The 20,612-nt window shown below is 38.3% G+C and carries 15 protein-coding genes; 7 read left to right on the top strand and 8 right to left on the bottom strand.

Annotation, left to right across the window (positions count from 1 at the left end; translation table 11 throughout):
• Window positions 1–161: 161 nt before the first annotated feature.
• A complete protein-coding gene (gene cls, locus DIZ30_RS01595; RefSeq protein ID WP_002294371.1) occupies window positions 162–1,613 on the bottom strand; it encodes a cardiolipin synthase in 1,452 nt (483 codons plus the stop codon).
• Window positions 1,614–1,953: 340 nt separating this feature from the next.
• On the opposite strand from cls, the gene DIZ30_RS01590 reads away from it, so the two are divergent.
• Complete coding sequence (locus DIZ30_RS01590; RefSeq protein ID WP_002294372.1) at window positions 1,954–4,620, top strand: cation-translocating P-type ATPase; 2,667 nt, start codon at window positions 1,954–1,956, stop codon at window positions 4,618–4,620.
• A gap of 363 nt (window positions 4,621–4,983) precedes the next feature.
• Complete coding sequence (locus DIZ30_RS01585) at window positions 4,984–5,736, top strand: class I SAM-dependent methyltransferase (RefSeq protein ID WP_002289269.1); 753 nt, start codon at window positions 4,984–4,986, stop codon at window positions 5,734–5,736.
• A gap of 21 nt (window positions 5,737–5,757) precedes the next feature.
• On the opposite strand, the gene DIZ30_RS01580 is transcribed toward DIZ30_RS01585, so the two are convergent.
• Window positions 5,758–6,912 carry a hydroxymethylglutaryl-CoA synthase gene (locus DIZ30_RS01580; protein WP_002289270.1) on the bottom strand — a complete coding sequence of 385 codons (1,155 nt, stop codon included), beginning with the start codon at window positions 6,910–6,912 and terminating at the stop codon, window positions 5,758–5,760.
• Between the two features lie 184 nt (window positions 6,913–7,096).
• Between DIZ30_RS01580 and DIZ30_RS01575 the strand changes: the two genes are divergently transcribed.
• Window positions 7,097–9,538: a hydroxymethylglutaryl-CoA reductase, degradative gene (locus tag DIZ30_RS01575; RefSeq protein WP_002323262.1), complete on the top strand. Its 2,442-nt coding sequence runs from the start codon at window positions 7,097–7,099 to the stop codon at window positions 9,536–9,538.
• A 329-nt stretch (window positions 9,539–9,867) separates the two neighbouring features.
• Here DIZ30_RS01575 and DIZ30_RS01570 read toward each other — a convergent pair whose 3' ends face one another.
• From DIZ30_RS01570 to DIZ30_RS01560, 3 genes are all read right to left on the bottom strand, one after another.
• On the bottom strand, window positions 9,868–10,572 hold the full coding sequence (locus tag DIZ30_RS01570; protein WP_002289272.1) for a hypothetical protein: 705 nt from the start codon (window positions 10,570–10,572) through the stop codon (window positions 9,868–9,870).
• Between the two features lie 186 nt (window positions 10,573–10,758).
• Window positions 10,759–11,004 carry a hypothetical protein gene (locus tag DIZ30_RS01565; RefSeq protein WP_002289275.1) on the bottom strand — a complete coding sequence of 82 codons (246 nt, stop codon included), beginning with the start codon at window positions 11,002–11,004 and terminating at the stop codon, window positions 10,759–10,761.
• 16 nt (window positions 11,005–11,020) lie between these two features.
• Window positions 11,021–11,872 (bottom strand): aldo/keto reductase, encoded by an 852-nt coding sequence (locus DIZ30_RS01560; RefSeq protein ID WP_002319269.1) that lies wholly within the window; start codon window positions 11,870–11,872, stop codon window positions 11,021–11,023.
• A 165-nt stretch (window positions 11,873–12,037) separates the two neighbouring features.
• Here DIZ30_RS01560 and DIZ30_RS01555 point away from each other — a divergent pair, with 165 nt between their 5' ends.
• On the top strand, window positions 12,038–13,042 hold the full coding sequence (locus DIZ30_RS01555; protein WP_002294378.1) for a nucleoid-associated protein: 1,005 nt from the start codon (window positions 12,038–12,040) through the stop codon (window positions 13,040–13,042).
• 294 nt (window positions 13,043–13,336) lie between these two features.
• On the opposite strand, the gene DIZ30_RS01550 is transcribed toward DIZ30_RS01555, so the two are convergent.
• Window positions 13,337–13,693 (bottom strand): YxeA family protein, encoded by a 357-nt coding sequence (locus DIZ30_RS01550; protein WP_002323408.1) that lies wholly within the window; start codon window positions 13,691–13,693, stop codon window positions 13,337–13,339.
• Window positions 13,694–14,061: 368 nt separating this feature from the next.
• Here DIZ30_RS01550 and tuf point away from each other — a divergent pair, with 368 nt between their 5' ends.
• Window positions 14,062–15,249, top strand: coding sequence for an elongation factor Tu (gene tuf, locus DIZ30_RS01545; protein ID WP_002289463.1), 1,188 nt, complete (start codon window positions 14,062–14,064; stop codon window positions 15,247–15,249).
• 187 nt (window positions 15,250–15,436) lie between these two features.
• Here tuf and mprF read toward each other — a convergent pair whose 3' ends face one another.
• Entirely contained in the window at window positions 15,437–18,028 is a 2,592-nt protein-coding gene (gene mprF / locus DIZ30_RS01540) for a bifunctional lysylphosphatidylglycerol flippase/synthetase MprF (protein WP_109023061.1), read from the bottom strand.
• A 25-nt stretch (window positions 18,029–18,053) separates the two neighbouring features.
• Window positions 18,054–18,815, bottom strand: a complete 762-nt coding sequence (locus DIZ30_RS01535) for an alpha/beta fold hydrolase (protein WP_199914194.1) — start codon at window positions 18,813–18,815, stop codon at window positions 18,054–18,056.
• A gap of 166 nt (window positions 18,816–18,981) precedes the next feature.
• On the opposite strand from DIZ30_RS01535, the gene DIZ30_RS01530 reads away from it, so the two are divergent.
• Both DIZ30_RS01530 and DIZ30_RS01525 read left to right on the top strand, forming a co-directional pair.
• A complete protein-coding gene (locus tag DIZ30_RS01530; protein WP_002289460.1) occupies window positions 18,982–19,614 on the top strand; it encodes a lysozyme family protein in 633 nt (210 codons plus the stop codon).
• Window positions 19,615–19,672: 58 nt separating this feature from the next.
• Window positions 19,673–20,533 (top strand): DUF368 domain-containing protein, encoded by an 861-nt coding sequence (locus DIZ30_RS01525; protein ID WP_002298152.1) that lies wholly within the window; start codon window positions 19,673–19,675, stop codon window positions 20,531–20,533.
• Window positions 20,534–20,612: the final 79 nt, after the last annotated feature.

The raw sequence follows: 20,612 nt of genomic DNA, 5'->3' as shown, positions 1-20,612 counted from the left end.
GAACAAGTTCAAAAAACAGCTTCTCATGTTTGTTGAATATTGTGACTTGTGACCGAGGAGTTGGCAGGAGAACACCGTTTGTTCGGAAGAAGGGACTGTGACAAGATTTTTGTCACAGTCCCTTTAATCTTAGTATATTTTTCTCTACTTGAATAAAAAAATTATAGGATTGGAGAAAATAATCGAGAAATTTGTTGCTTGAATAATAGCCAGTTAGACATTTCCTTGACTGTTTCAGTTGTCATGGATGAACAATGTGTCTCATCTTCTTTGAACTGAGTAGCAAGTTCTTCTAAAAACTCAGGATCGTAAATGACAGCACTTGTTTCAAAATTCAATCGGTAGCTACGAATATCTTGATTTGCTGAACCTACCATGCAGATTTCATCATCCATTATCAATGTTTTTGCATGGAGGAAGCCGTTCTCATAGACAAGGATTTGTACATTTTCCTTGATCAGCTGCCGAGCATAATATTGTGTTGCTCGATAAATAAAAGGATGATCCGGTTTGTTGGGAATCATGATTTTCACATCTACACCAGAGGCAGTTGCGATTTTTAAAGCAGCAATGACACTTTCATCAGGAACAAGGTAAGGTGTCTGTATCCAAACACGTTTTTTAGCAGAAGTAATCAATTTGATAAATGAAAGCTTGATTTGTTCCCTTTCGTTATTCGGTCCGCTTGAAACAAGCTGGATGGATGTATCAGCAAGCTTAGATTCATCTCGATCTGCTTTTTTAAAGAAATAATTCAAATGATAGCCGACCTTTTTTTCTTCAGGTACCGAGACGTTCCAGTCTGTTAAGAAGCGAAGCTGGAGCAAAGAAGAAGCGGCACCGAAAATCCGTATATGCGTATCGCGCCAATAGCCGAATTTTTTTGTTGTATTTACATATTGATTGGCAATATTGAAACCACCGGTATAACTAATCTTTCCATCGATCACAACGATTTTTCGGTGATCATGGTAATTCAATCGGAAACGAAGTAATGCCTTTTGTGAGGTAACAAATGTATGGACATGTCCACCATTTTTGATTAGACGATTGAAATCTTTTGCTTTTGTGCCATGAGAGCCAAATGCATCATATAATATTCGAACTTCCACGCCTTCTGCGGCTTTTTCTTCTAAAACATGTAAGACTTGCTGGCCGATATTATCTGTCACAAATGCGTAATATTCGATATGGATCGAATGTTTGGCTTTTTTTAGATCTTGAAGCAGTGAATCCAATTTCTCTTGTCCGTCTGTGAGAAGAGTGACAGAATTCATTCTTGTCAGCGGCATACGATTTAATGAAGAGAAGAAGTCAACAAATTGCTGTTTGTCTTTATCGCCCATGTCAGGATCGTAATGTTCAATGGTATCTCCTCTAAAAGACTGAAAGTTTTCTAATTCTTTCAAGTCACTTTGTCGGAGATAGAATTTTTTCTTATCCGTTAATCCACGTCCGAAAAATAAATATAATACAAAGCCCACCCCAGGAAGGGCAAACAATACTAAGAGCCATGCCCAAATGGCTGCTACATCTCGGGGTTTGATCAAAATAGCCACCAAAGCAATAAGTGCATTTAATAGATAAAGGGCGGTTATAATACTAGATACCACAAAAATGTTCCTCCTTACATACAATAACATTAGTATAGCATGATAGAAGAAAGAAGCCTACCAAGGTGAATATACTTTTCACTCCTTTCATGAAAATGTAGGTAAATCGGGCTAAAGTAGTTGCTTTTTGTAGGTTAATAAGGTAGGATATTAGTACAGTTGAATATCTCCTTAGGGGAGTAACCGGCAACGTTTGTTGCGATAATATCAACAGTAAGTTAACCAAATGGTTTTCTGGTATTGTATGAAATGGTGAGACCTAAGACAAATGCGTATTTGTCTTAGGTCTCTTTTTTTTCAGACAGGACTAGGGCCAAGATCAAAAAATGGGGGATGAAATTTGGAAAACAAGGAACAAGCACAACAAGCGGTCTATAAAGAAACGATCGACTCGTTGATGCAGCAAACGCAGAGCTCAACCGATGGATTGAGCACCACGCAAGCGAAGGAAAAATTAGAAAGAGATGGTTTGAACCAGCTAAAAGAAAAGCCGAAGAAGCCAACTTGGAAATTGTTCTTAGAAACTTTCAAAGATGCAATGGTTATCGTATTGCTGATTGTCGCACTGATTCAGATGGTCATGGGTGACTACATCGAATTCTTAGTTATTTTTGCAGTATTGATGTTGAATTCTATAATCAGTGTTGTCCAAACAAAAAAAGCAGAAGGTTCTTTAGAAGCGTTGAAAAACCTTTCAGCGCCCGATGCTCGAGTGATTCGTGATGGTAAGGAAAAAACGATTCCGGCAAACGAACTTGTGGTAGGAGATATCGTGTTGTTAGACGCAGGCGATTATGTACCTGCTGATGGACGTTTACTAGATGCGGGATCATTAAAAGTAGATGAAGGTATGCTGACAGGAGAGTCGACTTCTGCAGAAAAAGAAGTAACGGATATCACAAGTACGGTACCAATCGGAGATCGTACAAATATGGTATTCAGTGGAACGATCGTAACTTACGGACGCGGTAAATTCTTAGTGACTTCAACTGGGAATAATACGGAGATCGGACAAGTTGCTGGCCTTTTGGAATCAACAACTGAGCAAGTCACTCCGTTACAACGAGGTCTGGATAAATTCAGTAAAAAACTAAGTCTGGCTATTTTGGCATTGTCTTTATTGATTTTAGGTATCCAACTGTTTCGTATTTATCTTGGAGAAGGTACAGGAGATATGACTGCAGATATCGTCAGCGCAGTGATGTTTGCCGTAGCCGTAGCCGTAGCTGCTATTCCAGAAGCATTACAGTCTATCGTAACAATCGTGTTATCTTTGGGAACGAATAAAATGGCGAAACGTCATGCCATTATTCGGAAGCTTCCAGCAGTTGAAACACTTGGTTCGACAAGTATCATCTGTACAGATAAGACTGGTACATTGACACAAAACAAAATGACAGTTGTTGACTACTTTTTAGGTAATGGCGATACTGGGGATTTCACAAATGACCCTTCAAAATGGACAGCTGACGAACGTCGCTTGATCGAAATCAGTGTTTTAGCGAATGATGCATCGATCAGTGAAGACGGTACTAAATTGGGCGACCCTACGGAAGTAGCGTTTATCGACTTTAGTGAAAAATTAAACCAGCCTTATCAGGAAATCCGAAACAACTACCCAAGACAAGCAGAACTTCCTTTCGATTCTGATCGAAAATTAATGTCTACTGGACACACAATTGATAACAAAAATTACTTGTTTGTCAAAGGCGGACCAGATATCGTCTTCCAACGCAGTAAAAAAGTATTGCTAAATGGTGAAGTCGTTCCGATGACGGATGAATTGATGAAAAAATTCCAAGAGCAAAATGAAGCTTTTTCAACACGCGCATTACGTGTACTAGCTTTTGCTTACCGTCCACTTGATAATTTTGATTTATCATTTGAAGATGAAGACGATTTGATCCTTGTTGGTTTGCTTGCTATGATCGATCCTCCACGTGCTGAAGTGACTCAGGCGGTAACAGAAGCAAGAAGTGCAGGAATCAAAACAATCATGATTACTGGTGACCACAAAACAACAGCTGTTGCTATCGCAAAACAAATCGGGATTTTTGAAGAAGGAAACCTGGCTTTGACCGGGACGGAACTAGATGAATTGACAGAAGATCAACTAAACGAAGTTTTAGAAAAAGTCACTGTTTATGCACGTGTTTCACCTGAGAATAAAATTCGTATCGTTCGTGCTTGGCAAAATAAAGGTCATATCTCAGCTATGACAGGTGATGGTGTAAATGACGCACCAGCATTGAAACAAGCAGACATCGGAATTGCTATGGGAACGGGTACAGATGTGGCAAAAGATGCAGCAGCGATGGTATTGACGGATGATAACTTTGCTTCTATTGTCAGCGCAGTAGAAGTAGGACGTAATGTGTTTGATAATATCAAGAAAGCTATTTCTTATCTATTTGCAGGAAATTTAGGTGCGATCATTGCGATCATCTTTGCCTTAGTTGCTGACTGGTCCAATCCATTTACAGCATTACAACTGTTGTTCATCAATTTAGTCAATGATTCACTGCCAGCAATTGCATTAGGTACAGAAAAAGCTGAACCTGCTACGATGAACCGCCCGCCAAGAGATCCAAATTCAGGAATCTTTACGGACAAAACATTGATTTCTGTAACGTATCGTGGTGTGCTGATTGGGATTGCTGTTATCTTTGCTCAATGGCTTGGCATGCAGCATTCACCTGAATTCGGTGTAGCCATGTCATTTTCAACATTGATTTGGTGTCGGACATTGCAAACATTCCCAGCACGTTCAAACACACAAACAGCTATCCAAGCAGGGTTCTTCTCTAACAGAAGTGTCTTACTAGCTGTAGTTGTATGTAGCGCGCTTTACTGCTTAACAATGATCCCAGGACTGAAAGAAGTCTTCTCTATCCCATCAGCATTTGGATTGACAGAAGTCTTTACATGTATGGGAATCGCACTTGTGACAATTGTTTTGATGGAAATCACTAAATTGATCATTGTACGAGTACAAGGAAATAAATAAAACGAATCAACGAGGTTGTGAGCCTGCCGTTTAATTCTGAGTCACAAGGTGCAATTTCAACAAACAGCTTCTCATGTTTGTTGAATATTGTGACTTGTGACCGAAGAGTTGGCAGGAGAACACCGTTTAAGGAAGAAGTTGTAAAATCAGCATTTTGAGCTAATACTGAGGGTCATCTGATTGGACACTGTTTATTCGGAAAGAGGGACTTTGACACGACTTTGGTCACAGTCCCTTTTTTTATTTATGATAGACGGAAAGCCAATCATTTTATTATTCATCAAAAGAGATAGAATAGATAAAAGAGGAGAATAATTTATTCCGAAAAGTGAAAACATATAACAAAAAATTAGAGGAAATCAAATGAATGAAAAAGAATGGGATGAATTTGCTGAAGAATATTATGAAATCCAGCAAGAATCGCAAGTAACTATTGCTGAAGATGTAAAAAATTATCTGAAAACGGAGAAAGTCCTGCCTGCTGAAACAGCAGCAGACGTTGCTGGAGGATCTGGCAGATTTCTTTCCTTAGCAAAAGAAATTAATCGCTATGATTTGATCGATTTTTCTTCAGGAATGCTAGAAAATGCAAAAAAAGAAGCAGAAAAAAATGAGTTGCCAAATGTTTCCTTTATCAAACAGTCGTTAGAAGAATTTATCCAATCAAATGAGACATATGAAATGGTTTTTACAGCAGCAAATCCAGCATTGGTACATCTTATTCAATTAGAAAAATTGATGAAAAAGTCAAGCAAATGGTGCGTGATAATCAGGGTAGTGGAATCAATCGATGATGTTTTTTATCCTATCGAAAAGCAACTAGGAATGATAGAAGAAGATCCTAATACATCGCCAGTTGTAATGGATCAATTTGAAACATACTTAATTGATGAAGGATTCAAAGTGAAGAAAAAAGATTTTACTTATTTTACACAGGAATCAATTACTGAAGAATTGATGAAGCTATACTATGACGCGTACGCAAAAGATCCTGTTGTGACCAGGTACATTCGCAAACTATTCAGTGAAAAACGAGAAATCCTTAGTACGACTAAGCTGACCTATAGACTGCTCCTTTGGTCCGCAGATAAAAAAAGAACCTTTCACGACTCGTGAAGGGTTCTTTTTATGATTTTATTATATTTTGTAGTAACGAATATCATTTTCGATCTTTGTAATCGAAAAAGGTACATCTGAAGTATATTCTGCACATTCTCCGTGTTCAGGAAGCGTCTCACTGAAAATCGTTTCATATTCGTCAACAGTGATCCGTGTTCGAGAATCTAGCATCTCTTGATGAGATTGTGCGAAGAGATATTCTTGATAGTTTTCTTCCAGATAACCTGTAAAAAATTCACTTACTGCACCAGAACCGTAGCTGAATAGACCGATGCGATCTCCTGGCTGTAGTGATTTCGAATTTTCCAGTAGAGAAGTTAGCCCCAGGTATAATGAACCAGTGTAAAGATTACCGATTCGTCGGCTGTAACGGATGCTTTCTTCATAGCGAGCCATAAGACGTTCCTGATTTTCTTCGTCTGTTTGGTCTAATACGCTTTGCAATGCCTTTTTTCCCATCTTAGTATACGGAATATGGAAAGCAATCGCCTGATAATCTTCGAGTCCTCGACCCGACAATTCTTTATGTCGATTCCAAACTTTTTGGAATGATTCGATATACGTAGAATTAGATAAAGGACCATCAACAACAGGAAATTCGCTATAATCTGGACGCCAGAAATCATAGATATCTTCTGTCAGAAATACGCTGTCGTCTTCAATCGATAAAATACGCGGGTTTTGAGTGATCATCATCGCAACAGCACCGACACCTTGCGTCACTTCACCACCGCTTGCCAAGCCGTAACGAGCAATATCACTTGCTATGACTAGTACTTTTCGTTCTGGATGATTTTTGACATATTCTTTCGCCATGTGCAAAGCTGCGGTGCCACCGTAGCAAGCCTCTTTTACTTCAAAAGAACGAGCAAAAGATTGGATTTTCAGTAAATGGTGGATAATTACCGCACTCGCTTTTGAATGATCAATCCCGGATTCTGTTCCGACGATGACCATGTCGATTAGCTCACGGTCTTTTTCTGTTACGATTTTGCTGGCAGCATTTGCTCCTAGTGTAATGATGTCTTCATTTGCACGATTGACTGCCATTTGGTCTTGACCAATCCCTATATGGTATTTTGCAGGATCATCCCCACGGCTTTCTGCCAACTCTGTCATATCTAAATATAAATTAGGAATAAAAAAGGAAAGACGATCAATCCCTATTTTCATTTCAACACCTCTTTACTTATGATAAAAAACTTACTTTACTAAGGTATCATAAAAAGATTAAAAGAAATATAAAAAAGAGAATATTTAAGGATTGTTAAAATTTAATCTTAGAAAAAAATAACTGGAACAAGAGCTATTTGTTTTTACAGCAAAGAATGGTATATTTTTGTAGGAGGTGGCTTACTTGAAAGAAGTCGTTATGATAGATGCTGCAAGAACGCCGATAGGAAAGTATCGCGGAAGTTTAAGTCCATTTACTGCAGTTGAATTAGGCACACTTGTGACTAAAGGATTATTAGATAAAACAAAACTGAAAAAAGATAAAATCGATCAAGTAATATTTGGAAATGTCCTGCAAGCTGGTAATGGTCAAAATGTTGCCAGACAGATTGCTTTGAACAGCGGTCTCCCTGTAGATGTCCCAGCAATGACGATCAATGAAGTTTGCGGATCTGGTATGAAAGCAGTGATCTTAGCACGCCAGCTGATCCAATTAGGTGAAGCAGAACTTGTGATAGCCGGCGGAACAGAGAGTATGTCTCAATCACCTATGCTGAAACAGTATCAGTCAGAAACAAATGAATATGGTGAACCAATTTCCAGTATGGTCAACGACGGATTGACTGACGCATTTTCAAATGCACATATGGGATTAACCGCAGAGAAGGTTGCAACACAATTTTCTGTGAGCAGAGAAGAGCAGGATCGCTATGCCTTGTCGTCCCAGTTGAAAGCAGCACATGCTGTCGAAGTCGGTGTATTTTCTGAGGAAATCATCCCAGTCAAGATTTCTGATGAAGACGTGTTATCTGAGGATGAAGCAGTTCGTGGAAATAGTACATTGGAAAAACTGGGCACGTTACGTACAGTATTCTCAGAAGAAGGAACTGTAACAGCAGGAAATGCTTCCCCGTTGAATGACGGTGCCTCTGTGGTGATCCTTGCATCCAAAGAATACGCAGAAAATAATAATCTGCCTTATTTAGCAACCATCAAAGAAGTAGCGGAGGTCGGTATTGACCCAAGTATCATGGGAATCGCTCCAATCAAAGCCATTCAAAAATTGACAGATAGATCAGGAATGAATTTATCAACAATCGATCTTTTTGAGATCAATGAAGCATTTGCAGCTTCTTCTATCGTAGTTAGCCAAGAACTGCAGTTAGATGAAGAAAAGGTCAATATATATGGAGGAGCAATCGCATTAGGCCATCCAATTGGTGCAAGCGGTGCACGTATCTTGACTACATTAGCTTACGGATTGCTTCGTGAACAGAAGAGATACGGTATTGCTTCATTATGTATTGGTGGAGGTTTAGGCTTGGCAGTCTTGTTAGAAGCGAATATGGAGCAAACACATAAGGATGTGCAAAAAAAAAAGTTTTATCAGCTTACGCCATCTGAACGGCGCAGTCAATTAATAGAAAAAAATGTATTGACACAAGAAACTGCGTTGATTTTTCAGGAACAAACACTTTCTGAAGAGCTCTCCGATCACATGATCGAAAACCAAGTGAGTGAAGTGGAAATCCCAATGGGCATCGCGCAGAATTTTCAAATCAATGGCAAGAAAAAATGGATTCCGATGGCAACAGAGGAACCATCTGTCATTGCAGCTGCAAGTAATGGTGCAAAAATCTGTGGAAATATCTGCGCAGAAACACCTCAGCGGCTGATGCGAGGGCAAATCGTTCTATCAGGAAAATCGGAGTATCAAGCAGTGATCAATGCAGTTAATCATCGAAAAGAAGAGCTGATTCTTTGTGCAAATGAAAGTTATCCTTCAATCGTGAAACGCGGGGGCGGTGTTCAAGATATCTCTACTCGGGAATTCATGGGGAGTTTCCATGCATACTTATCTATTGATTTTTTAGTGGATGTAAAAGATGCAATGGGCGCTAACATGATCAACTCGATTCTTGAGAGTGTGGCAAACAAGTTACGGGAGTGGTTCCCTGAAGAAGAGATTCTATTCAGTATTTTAAGTAATTTTGCTACAGAATCATTGGCTTCTGCCTGTTGTGAAATCCCATTCGAACGCTTGGGGAGAAACAAAGAAATCGGTGAACAAATTGCCAAAAAAATCCAACAGGCAGGGGAATATGCGAAGCTTGACCCTTACCGTGCAGCAACGCACAACAAAGGGATCATGAATGGTATAGAAGCTGTAGTGGCAGCTACAGGAAATGATACACGTGCGGTTAGCGCTTCGATCCACGCCTACGCGGCAAGAAATGGATTATACCAAGGATTAACAGACTGGCAGATCAAAGGGGATAAACTAGTTGGAAAACTAACGGTGCCTTTGGCTGTTGCCACAGTAGGCGGAGCTTCCAATATCCTGCCAAAAGCAAAAGCATCTTTAGCTATGTTAGATATTGATTCAGCCAAGGAACTAGCACAAGTAATTGCTGCAGTAGGGTTAGCTCAAAACCTGGCTGCTTTGCGTGCATTAGTTACAGAAGGAATCCAAAAAGGCCACATGGGACTTCAAGCTCGTTCATTAGCGATCTCAATTGGGGCTATTGGTGAGGAAATCGAGCAAGTTGCGAAAAAATTACGTGAAGCAGAAAAGATGAACCAGCAGACAGCTATACAAATATTGGAAAAAATCCGGGAAAAATAAAAAAGCAATATCTTTAGAAGAATAAAGCAAGATTTACAGTTATTTTATTTACTGCAGATCTTGCTTTTTTCTCTATCAGAAAATATGTTTATTATTAGAATTTTTTATAGTTAAGGTTAGGCATCTTAAGAAATCAGGCAACTCCAAGATATCTTCAGGTAGAAGAGAAGTCGCCTAACATTGTAGGATCATAGGTGATTTGTTGGACAGGTCAAGCTGATATTTGAGCCTGATGTTAGAAGGAATTTCTTTTTACTTGCTGTAGAAATTATTATATGACTAAAAAGGCTGGGATTTTAAATCCCAGCCTTTTATGACAAATAGAATTTTTATCGATCAGTAATCGCTGTCGCTGCAAATTGTTCGATCAAAGGAATCAAAGTCAATTTGACTTTGTATTTCCGTTCGAGTGCTTTTTCGATAACGAACTCATTTTCAGTAGTCATAGAAATAGTTGCTAATTTACGAGGTTCATCAGCATTTTTTTCATTAATAACTACTTCATGTTCATTTTGTTCTGTGTAAAATTTAGGATACTCAGCAACGGCTTTTGAAAAATCAGCAAAACTTAAAGCGGCATTCGTATCAGTTGAGCGTGTATTTTCAGTTGTGTCCGCTTTTGGTTTTTCCGTTTTTTCTTCTGGCACACTGACTGTTTCTTCTGTAACTGGTGTCGCAACAGCTTGCGCAGTTGGTTCATCGTTTTTCAATCGTTGATCATTCCAGTAAGACACGATTTCAATAAGAAGATTGTCACGGAATCGTTCGAAAATCCCGTTTTCTCCTGAACGAATTCTCTTTAATACAGTATTGAAGTTGTCATCGATTGGCACGTTGATCCGTGTATCTTCATTTGTTTTCCCAGCTAATCCGATCGTTAAGATTTGACGGTTTTTGGGATCAAGCATGACTTGTAACGGCAAACCATAACGTCGCAAGCTCTCTTCTTCTAGAGAACGGAATAATTGTCCTCTTACACCATCCAATGAAGGACGGAATTGATTTAATAATTTTTGTTTCTGTTTTTTCTTCATATGTTCTCTCCTTCGCTCATACCCTTTCGATTATAAGAAAAAAACAACCAAATGAAAAGGAGTAATGCAAAAAAACTTGCGTATACGCAAATTACAACAGAAAAATTTGCGTATTTTCCCGTTTTTTGAAAGAAAAATAAAAAATGGAACGGATTATGTATATATACATAATCCGTTCCATTCTTTCTATTTTTTCGGTATCAAGGCAAAAACAGGTAGTTCAGGTGAATAAATGACTTCATGTTCGTGCCAGGGTTTGACCATTAGCGAATGATCGAACCGTTTTTTCAGTTCTTCGATGATTTGATCATGTGTCCAGTTTCTTGCAGGAAAATGTTGGATTTTCTCTGCATCGATCAAAAAGACAAAATCGGAATGAAAAGTCTGGGTAACTTCTTCCGAGAGAGAATTCAAGCGTTCGATTGGATCCATAAAATCACCTTTCGACTTAAAATTGGGTAGTATCTGGGTCTTTTGCTTTGCCGACTACACCATCTAACTGATCGATTTGTTTCATTTCTTCTTCTGTTAATTCAAAATCAAATAATTCAGTATTTTCTTTGATTCTGCTTGGTGTCACTGACTTAGGAAGAGGAAGGAATTCGTGTTGCAGCGACCAACGCAAAGCAACTTGTGCAATCGTCTTGTCATGTGCTTCAGCGATTTGTTTCATTTCAGGCACATCGAAGATTTTACCAGTGCCTAATGGACTATATGCTTCGAGGATCATATCATGTTTTTTTGCATACTCAACTACAGTTGGCTGTAATTCGCCTGGTGCAAGGAAAACTTGATTGACCATCGGCATAATTTTTGCTGTTTTTGCTAGTGTATCTAGATGGTGGGGTAAGAAATTGCTCACACCGATTGCTTTTATTTTACCTGCTTCATACAGTTCTTCAAATGCTCGCCATGTATCTGCATTTGCTTGTTCCCAATTATCACGAAAAGCAACAGGGTTTGGCCAGTGGATCAAAAACAGATCTAAATAATCTGTTTGGAGCTTCTTCAATGATTCTTCAAAAGAAGACATCACAAGTTCATAGCTGTGGTTTGCATTCCATAATTTTGTTGTCAAGAATATCTCTTCTCTAGGAATTCCACTTTCCTTAATCGCTTGGCCGACACTTTCTTCATTCTTGTATCCTTGGGCAGTATCGATATGGCGATAACCTGCAGCCAGCGCTTCTTTAACAGAGGAAACAGCGACATCCCCATCAGGTGTTTGCCATGTGCCGAATCCTACTACCGGGATTTCGTAACCATTTGATAGACGATAAGTGCTTGTTAATGAATTCATACTTTCAGCTCCTTTTTTATTCGTTCAACTATAAGTGTAGCGCATTTTTCGAAAAAAAGAATCCATTTTGTTTCTACTCTTGAAATTTTTGTTTAAAAGAAAATGATTTTGATTCTGGTATTTTTGATTTTTTTTCCGTAAACTAAGACAGAAGGGAATGAGAAAATGGATATCTATTTAAAAAAAGCAATTCTGCATATTATTGACAGAGAAACTGGTTCTCCAGTCTTTTCACAAAAAGAGCTGGATCTGACAAAAGAATATATTCGTGATTTTCTTCAAAAGAAGATCCAAAAAATCTCTTCTGCTCAAACAAAAACTGGACAACTAGCAGAAGAAAGCATGATCGTTGAATCACTTAAAATCGCTCAAGAAAATTTTGTGGAAGCAAGTGAAGCAATCGTTCAGCGGTGGTTCGATATCTACCAAGAAAGTGAAGAAGCACCTAGTGCAGATGTATTTGTTGTTTTGTATGAATTAGATACAGTGATGTACTTATCTTTATTGAAAGTCAATTATCGTGAGGCTTACACTCACTTTGTTGAAGCAGACGAAGCAGGGATCGACAACCGCTTGATTTTGAATCGAGCAATTCTAGGGGCGAAAACACAAAAAGCAGATGAAGCATTCGCTGTGAATTTGACTGATTGGACCTACGAATTAATTGAAAAAAAATATGAGTTTTCTGGCAAAAAAGAGCTTTATTTTTCTGGAAGAGTGATCGAAAGTGTTCCTGCACCTTCTTTAGAAGAAAATGTAAAAGTGATCCAAAAAGTAGCCAAGCATCTTGGAAAAAAATTTGAGACAGAAGAATTTGATATCATGGCTGATTTGAAAGAAGCTGTCTATGATACGATAGAAGAAAAAGGTCGGTTGGATCATGAGATGATTGCGGAAAAAGTCTTCAAGGAAAACATCACGGCAAAAATGGCTTTTAAAGAAGAAGTACAAGAGCAAGGATTTGTCCCAGAAGCACCTCCTGTAAAAGAAGTACAAGAAATTTCTGAGAAAAAATTTGGAAAACAAAAATTCAAGCTATCAAACGGGATCGAACTGATCGTACCAGTAGATGTATATCGCAACCCAGATTTGATTGAATTTGTGAATAATCCGGATGGTACGATATCCGTGATGATCAAAAATGTGGATGAAGTATTGAATCGTTTATAAAAATGACTAGAACATTAGGTGTTCAAGTACCAGTGATCAGTTAAATGAATTGTGTCAAGAGAAGGATCGGAAAAGACGAATATAACAAAAAAAGAGCGTGAGACAAAAGTAAAGAACACTTTTGTCTCACGCTCTAAACACGTATAAATGGCGGAAGCAGAAGCAACTCCTTCGGAAATAAGCTGAAATTCACAAAAATTTGAAAAGCAATTTTCGTGAATTTCTTCTTATTTCTTGGAGTTAAACGCTTCTGTCCCAGCCTCTTTTTATCTAATAAAATTTTAAGACCATTTACTAATTATCGATTTTTTCTGCCGCATTTTTAGGCACTTCAGAAGCCTTTATTTCTTCCCAGCTTAATACACCTTTACGAGGATTGACTTTGAGTTTAAGATACGCATTCATCTTTAATGGATGTTCTCTTTCTTCGCGAAGCGTCACCTGTTTTTTTTCACCATCTTTATTATAAGCCGCTTGCTTGTAGGTATAAGTCGTGAATTTCTCTCCGCTATCTGCTTGGGTAGCTGACATTTCGCCATTCGTCGTGATTTTTGTATAATAAGCTTCGCCGCCGTAAAAATAATGATAAGCTGCAAAACTTCCGCCGAGAAATATGCCTAAAACGACAAGTACGCCAATTAATTTTTTCATGTACTTCACCTCTTTCCTTATTATTAACGAAATAGAAGATTTCGTCTATTGAAAGTTGTTGGCAACAGCTGAATTTTAAACTTTTCCTCATTTTGTTCTTATTGCTTCAAAAGAAAGTTAAGGACTATCTTGAAGTTTTTCTCAAAAAACACATTTTTTTTATTTATAAAAGGTACTTTTTTCGCGTATAAGACAAGCGAGTGCTCTTAGTTGACTTTGACCAATATTGACGTATAATAAGCTTAGTTCGAATCTTACAAAAAGTAAGTCGGACGTATTCTTTTTGATTTAGTCAAAAAAAGACTATAATAAAAAGGTGAGAGCTGAAATTTTTCAGTGATCTATATTATTTAGGAGGTTTGTAAATTATGGCAAAAGAACATTATGACAGAAGTAAACCACACGTTAACATTGGTACGATTGGACACGTTGACCATGGGAAAACTACTTTAACTGCTGCGATCACTACAGTATTAGGCAAAAAAGGCCTAGCAAATCCTCAAGACTATGCTAGTATTGATGCAGCTCCAGAAGAACGTGAACGTGGGATTACGATCAATACCGCACACGTAGAATATGAAACAGAAAAACGCCACTACGCGCATATTGATGCACCAGGACACGCGGACTATGTGAAAAACATGATTACAGGGGCAGCACAAATGGATGGTGCAATCTTAGTTGTTTCTGCAACTGACGGTCCGATGCCTCAAACACGTGAACACATTTTATTGTCACGCCAAGTTGGTGTAAAATACCTGATTGTTTTCTTGAACAAAGTTGATTTAGTCGATGATGAAGAATTGATCGATTTGGTAGAAATGGAAGTTCGCGAGTTATTGAGCGAATATGGTTTCCCAGGCGATGACACTCCTGTGATCAAAGGTTCCGCATTAAAAGCATTGCAAGGCGATCCAGATGCTGAAGCTGCTATTATGGAATTGATGGATACAGTAGATGAATATATCCCAACACCAGAACGTGATACAGATAAACCATTACTATTGCCAGTGGAAGACGTCTTCTCAATTACAGGTCGAGGAACTGTTGCCTCAGGTCGTATTGATCGTGGTGCTGTTCGTGTCGGTGATGAGGTAGAGATCGTAGGGATCAAACCTGAAACACAAAAAGCAGTTGTAACAGGTGTAGAAATGTTCCGTAAAACGTTAGATTACGGGGAAGCTGGGGATAACGTAGGCGTGTTGTTACGGGGGATCCAACGTGACGATATCGAACGTGGACAAGTACTTGCTAAACCAGGTTCCATTACTCCACATACAAAATTCAAAGCAGAAGTGTACGTGTTGACAAAAGAAGAAGGTGGACGTCATACTCCATTCTTCAACAACTATCGTCCACAGTTCTACTTCCGCACAACTGATGTTACAGGAACAATCACATTGCCAGAAGATACAGAAATGGTCATGCCTGGTGACAACGTGACGATTGATGTTGACTTGATCCATCCAATCGCTGTTGAAAACGGAACGACATTCTCAATTCGTGAAGGCGGACGGACAGTAGGTTCAGGTATCGTTACAGAGATCGAAGCATAAGAAACGCGACTCGAATATTTTGGTAATGAAAAATGTTTAAAATAAAAGAGCGGTCCAAACAGGATTTCTGTTTGGACCGCTCTTTGTTCTTCAATTGTATAAGAAGAGATTGTAGAAGCATGAACTTTCGTTTTACTTCAGTCTCTTTTATTCATCATGAGAGTGTTCATCTATCGGTATGCAGTTTTTAATACTTTCTTCGTATCCATTTTTTCAAACCACTTATTCTACCTTGTGTCTGCTCAACTGGCGCATTATCAATAATCAGCAAAGCAATCATAACATATGCAATCCAACTATCTCTAGAATATAGAGTATAACGTGAGACCCAGTTTGTAGCGTACTTGCTTTTATATTCTCTTAATCCATGGAAAGAATAAAAATGAGAACCAAACTCGTAAACCAAGTATGCAATCCTTTCCTGTAAAAAACTCTTTCTGGAAGTTCCGACATTTGAAAGAGGGGCCATCCCTAAATTGAACCATTGGATATGTTCTTCTTTCATATAGGCAAACAAATGCAAGAACAAGAAATCCATACTGCCAGAAGGTGCTTTTTTAGGATCATATCGCATCAGATCAATCGTTCCTACTTTATTGTTCGTGTAAGTAGGCATGATCGTTGCAAAAGCGACAATTTCTTCTTGGGTATTTTTGACAACTGCAATAGGCGCTCTTTGTAGATAATCTTCAGAGAAAAAGCCTAAAGAAAACCCTTTTTCCTTTCGTGAACCCAACCAATTATCAGAGATATTTTTGAAAGTACTCATTTGCTCAGTAGAAAATGGTGGTTGTAAGACATCAAATGTAAATCCTTCTCGTTCGATCCGATTCAAGACAGCACGAGTGCCCTTCATTTTTTTCCCTGAAGTTGTAAAACTATTCAGGTCTACATAAGCTTCTTCCCCCATCTTAATGAAATCGTAGCCGAATTCATGCAAAATCATAACAATCTCTTCGCTTGTTTCGTAGAAAACTGGTAAATAGCATAGTCGATCTGTTTCTTCGATAAAAGCTTCGATTGCTTCTGGAAAATCTTCTTTCTTACCAGAAGGATCACCCATTACAATACATTTATTATTGAAGCAAGCGAATTGGAGAAGAACAGTTGGTTCACCGTCTTTTTCATAGGCAAACATCCGCTTATCTTTTAAGAAGATCAATTGACTATCGGAGTTTCCTCCATAAGTTGTAAGGATCTTCAGGGCCTTTTCTTCATTAAAGGCTTCGCCAATCTGTTTCTTTTCTCCTTGAAGGAAATGAACAAATAGAACGATCATGAAACTAACAGCGATGATGGCCAACAATCCCGAAAACCAAATCTTTTCAGAAGGAAATAAGAAAAAGGAAATAAAATGGTGACGCCGATGAGGGAAATCCGGCAGATTGTATACCCCAATAACGATGTAAAGCAAGGACAGTGCACCAATAATGATTCCATCGATCGTACGCCACTCCCATGAATAGATCAATTGTTCCCGAAATAATTCGTTTTTAGAAGCAAGAATGATCAGAAGCAGAATAGACAAGAAAACCACCGGTGTGAAACTAAAATCACTTAATAAAACATAAAGTAAAGCTAGAACAATCAAGAAGATTGTAGGCAAATATGCTCGTTTCACACGTGCTGCGATCCCTCTGCCCATAATGATTAAAAGAAATCCCAATAGTATACTAGGAAATTGGATAATAAAATGAAATTTCAATGGGTTCAAACTATGAAGCCAGCGAAACTCTGTAAAAGCTTGCGGGATAGTGGCAGAAAGTACTAGCATGATTCCAGAAAAGTATAATAAGACAACCACGATTTTATGCGCAATTTCTGTTGCTAATTGTTTAGGGATACCAGAATAACGCTGATCAAAAGTGGAACCGATATTTTTGAAGAAAAAGACGATTCCAATCAAAAACGGAATGATGTAGTAGAACAGGCGATAGAGCAAGATCCACACAACGACTATTTCTCTTGGCACACCAATAGCGGACAACCCGATAATCATCATTACATCGAAACTCCCAATTTCTCCTGGAATCATAGACACGATTCCTATCACTGAAGCAGCAATGAATAACGGAATTGTTTGCCACAGATCAATCCGGATTTCCATTAAATAACCAACAGAAAGGAAACTAAACAGGACACCGGTCCATTCCAACAATGAAACTAGCAATAGCTGTCCTTGAGTTTTAAGTGAGGTACCACCAAGGAATCCTTTCTTTTTGAAAGTAGTAAATAAAAAGACGATAGGAAAATATAGACCGCCGCCGATCAACCATATCCAATATTGCTTCAAAAAAGGAGCAACTGGCGTGAAGACTACAAGTAAAAAAGAAAGCAGACTGTAAATAGAAAGTCCAGCCATCAAAAACAAGAAAACTTTCGATAATGCTTGGATCACGTTTCTGCTCTCTTTCTTTTGTCCATATAGTTCAGAGCGAAGCCCCACACTAACAAACCCGCCGAAACCGGCAATATTGTTGATTGTATTGATCAGCCAGCTTGTCTCAAACAAGTAACGAGGATTCTGCTTTTGTTCAAGCATCCGATTCAAAATAATATCATAACCAATCATAGGTAACACAGAGACAAGACCAATCAACAGCATAAGTCCGCTTTTCCATACAGGTATAGTGGCAAACGTTTCTCCTAATTGCTGGATAGATAGAGTTTTACCGATGGACATCAATTCACCGACAATAATGACAATGACAGAAATCAAAAAGATTGTTTTGAACAGTCCTAGGTGGTTTTTCAGCCATTGTATGGTATTTTTTAACAAATAAATCACCTTCTATTCCTAATAGTTATGTTTCAGAAAGAAATTGAAGAACTTCTCGATTGAAGCGTTCAGGATCTTTTCTAGCTAATTCATGTCCTTGTTCTTTCACAAGCACAAAGGAAGCTTTTGGTATAGTTTTAGCTATATACAAAGAATGTTTTAGCTTGATTACATCTTTTTTTCCCACGATGATCAAAGTGGGGGAGTTGATTTTTTTTAAATCATTTTCTGTAAGCCCGATGTCATGCAGCAAAAGTTTGATAACTAAAAGATTTTTGCGAAGACTTGGGCGAAATAAAGAGAGTAACCATACCCATGCATAATGAATATTACTGATGACTCTGGCAGAAAAACGAACGCCTTTAACAAGCGTGTTTCCAGAATTTAAAATCAATCGATGAACTTTTTTAGGGAAGCTGCTGGCAAATACCAGTGCTAGATTTGCTCCATCACTAAATCCAAGAAAATCTGCCTGATCCATTTTTTCCAGCAACATGATCGTATTCAGATCCTCGGCCATTAACTGAAAATTCAACATAGATGCTTCGTTTGTCGAACGACCATGTCCTCGGCTATCTACTAGATACACGGTATAGTAGCGTTCGAGTACAGGGACCTGTTCTGAAAAAAAGCGGCCGCTGCCGTCATTGCCATGCAGTAAAAAGAGAGGGAAGCCTTGACCGCTCTTTTCATAGTAAATTTCGCTCCCATCTGGCATTTTTGCATATTTCTTTTCTTTTTTCACATAATCACCTACTGTGTAAAGTATAACGATTATATCAATCATTGGGCAATTGTTTTTACTGAAAAACAACGATCATTTTCGTAAGATGACAAAAAATACAGGAAAATTCATTTTTTCTTAAGGCGTACACAGAAATCAAGGAAGAAATAGCCAAGAAGATAAAGAAATAGTAAGATAAAAAAAGATGTCAAAATAACTAGGTGATGAAATGAAGCGAAAACGATTATCTATTATCCGTATTCTTTTTTACATGATCATTCTGACGGTTATTGGTGCGGTGTTGTTTTTAGGAGGAAGAACTTATCGTTCGGTAAAACGAGTGGAAAGCTATCAAATAGAAATAACAACAGCTGCAAAAAATTATCATATGGAAAACTACGAGAATTTGATCAAGGCGATAATATTGACCGAATCAAAAGGAAAAGGGACAGATCTCATGCAGAGCTCGGAAAGTCTGCATGGAGAAGCTGAGATCATTGATAATCCAGCTGACAGTATTGATCAAGGTGTCAAATATTTGGCGGAAATGATAGTAGAAGCAAAGAAACAAGGATGCGATTTATGGACAGCTGTCCAAGCATATAATTTTGGGAAAGATTATATTGCCTATGTAAAAAATCATGGCGGAGAAAACACAGTAGAATTAGCAGAAGCGTATTCTAAAGATGTGCTGAGCCCACTTTTAGGAAATGAGGAAGGGAAACAATACCGATATTGGCGGATCCAGTCCTTGCTTTACAATGGCGGCTATCTCTATCATAATGGAGGTAACATGTTTTATCCTGATATTGTCAAAATGAATGAAAAAATAATAGAGACCTATGAAAAAGTCTTTAAGTAAAATAGCAGGAAATGTTCAATCATGAATAAAATTAAATGAAAGAAGGAGTGCGCAAATAGTGGAAAAAAGGCAAAAAATGGAAAATCAAAAAGTGGGGTACACAACCAAAGACTGGATGTTACGGTTTGTGAAGGGAATGTTTATCGGTTCAGGATTTATCTTGCCAGGAGTCAGCGGTGGTGCATTAGCAGCTGTCTTTGGCATGTATGAGCGGCTGATTTCTTTTTTAGCCCACCTTACAAAAAATTTCAAAGAAAATGTTTTGTTTTTTCTGCCTGTTGGTCTAGGCGGAGTGACAGGCATCTTTCTACTTTCTTTTTTAGTCAGTTTTTTATTAGGTGCGTATGAAACAACGATATTATGGTTTTTTGTCGGATGTATCGCTGGAACTGTTCCTGCGTTATGGAAAGAAGCAGGGAAAAAAGGAAGAGATACTTCTGATGTGATCATCATGGTTGTTACTTTTGTTCTGGCTTATTTGTTTTTATTATACGGCGCTCAATTATTTGACGGGCAAGTCGATCAGAATTTTGGAACATGGCTGATTGCCGGCGGATTGATTGGTTTGGGTATGATCGTCCCAGGATTGAGCCCTTCTAATTTTTTGGTGTATATGGGATTGTATAAAGCGATGGCTGACGGATTTAAAGAAGTACGACTTGAAGTGATTGTGCCGATCGGAATTGGTGGGATTCTTTGTGTTCTTGGATTGTCAAAAATCATGGATTACATTTTCTCAAAGGCATATAGCAAGCTATTCCATTTCATTTTAGGTGTAGTTTTTGCTTCAACGATTATGATCATTCCTACCGATTACGCGGGATTGGGAGTTGCTGGGGTACTAGCTTGTCCTGTTCTTTTTATAGCCGGTACAGCACTAGGTTGGTGGATGAGCCGTTTGGAGGAACAATATAAGTAAAGATAGATTGATAATAAAAACAGCACACGGGTGATTCAAACAAAAAGGTTGGCATCTTTTTTGTAAAATCATTCGTGTG

Origin of the sequence: Enterococcus sp. H57, from assembly GCF_003112495.1 — a bacterium.
GTDB lineage: Bacteria > Bacillota > Bacilli > Lactobacillales > Enterococcaceae > Enterococcus_B > Enterococcus_B faecium.
The sequence above is the reverse complement of the archived record's forward strand: the minus strand, read 5'-3'. Positions and strand labels throughout refer to the sequence as shown.

What these genes read in the sequence shown, in the direction of transcription:
- DIZ30_RS01585 (WP_002289269.1), top strand. Translation starts at nt 4,984, where the DNA reads ATGAATGAAAAAGAATGGGATGAATTTGCTGAAGAATATTATGAAATC.
- DIZ30_RS01580 (WP_002289270.1), bottom strand. Translation starts at nt 6,912, where the DNA reads ATGAAAATAGGGATTGATCGTCTTTCCTTTTTTATTCCTAATTTATAT.
- DIZ30_RS01570 (WP_002289272.1), bottom strand. Translation starts at nt 10,572, where the DNA reads ATGAAGAAAAAACAGAAACAAAAATTATTAAATCAATTCCGTCCTTCA.
- DIZ30_RS01565 (WP_002289275.1), bottom strand. Translation starts at nt 11,004, where the DNA reads ATGGATCCAATCGAACGCTTGAATTCTCTCTCGGAAGAAGTTACCCAG.
- DIZ30_RS01560 (WP_002319269.1), bottom strand. Translation starts at nt 11,872, where the DNA reads ATGAATTCATTAACAAGCACTTATCGTCTATCAAATGGTTACGAAATC.
- DIZ30_RS01555 (WP_002294378.1), top strand. Translation starts at nt 12,038, where the DNA reads ATGGATATCTATTTAAAAAAAGCAATTCTGCATATTATTGACAGAGAA.
- DIZ30_RS01550 (WP_002323408.1), bottom strand. Translation starts at nt 13,693, where the DNA reads ATGAAAAAATTAATTGGCGTACTTGTCGTTTTAGGCATATTTCTCGGC.
- tuf (WP_002289463.1), top strand. Translation starts at nt 14,062, where the DNA reads ATGGCAAAAGAACATTATGACAGAAGTAAACCACACGTTAACATTGGT.
- DIZ30_RS01535 (WP_199914194.1), bottom strand. Translation starts at nt 18,815, where the DNA reads ATGATTGATATAATCGTTATACTTTACACAGTAGGTGATTATGTGAAA.
- DIZ30_RS01530 (WP_002289460.1), top strand. Translation starts at nt 18,982, where the DNA reads ATGAAGCGAAAACGATTATCTATTATCCGTATTCTTTTTTACATGATC.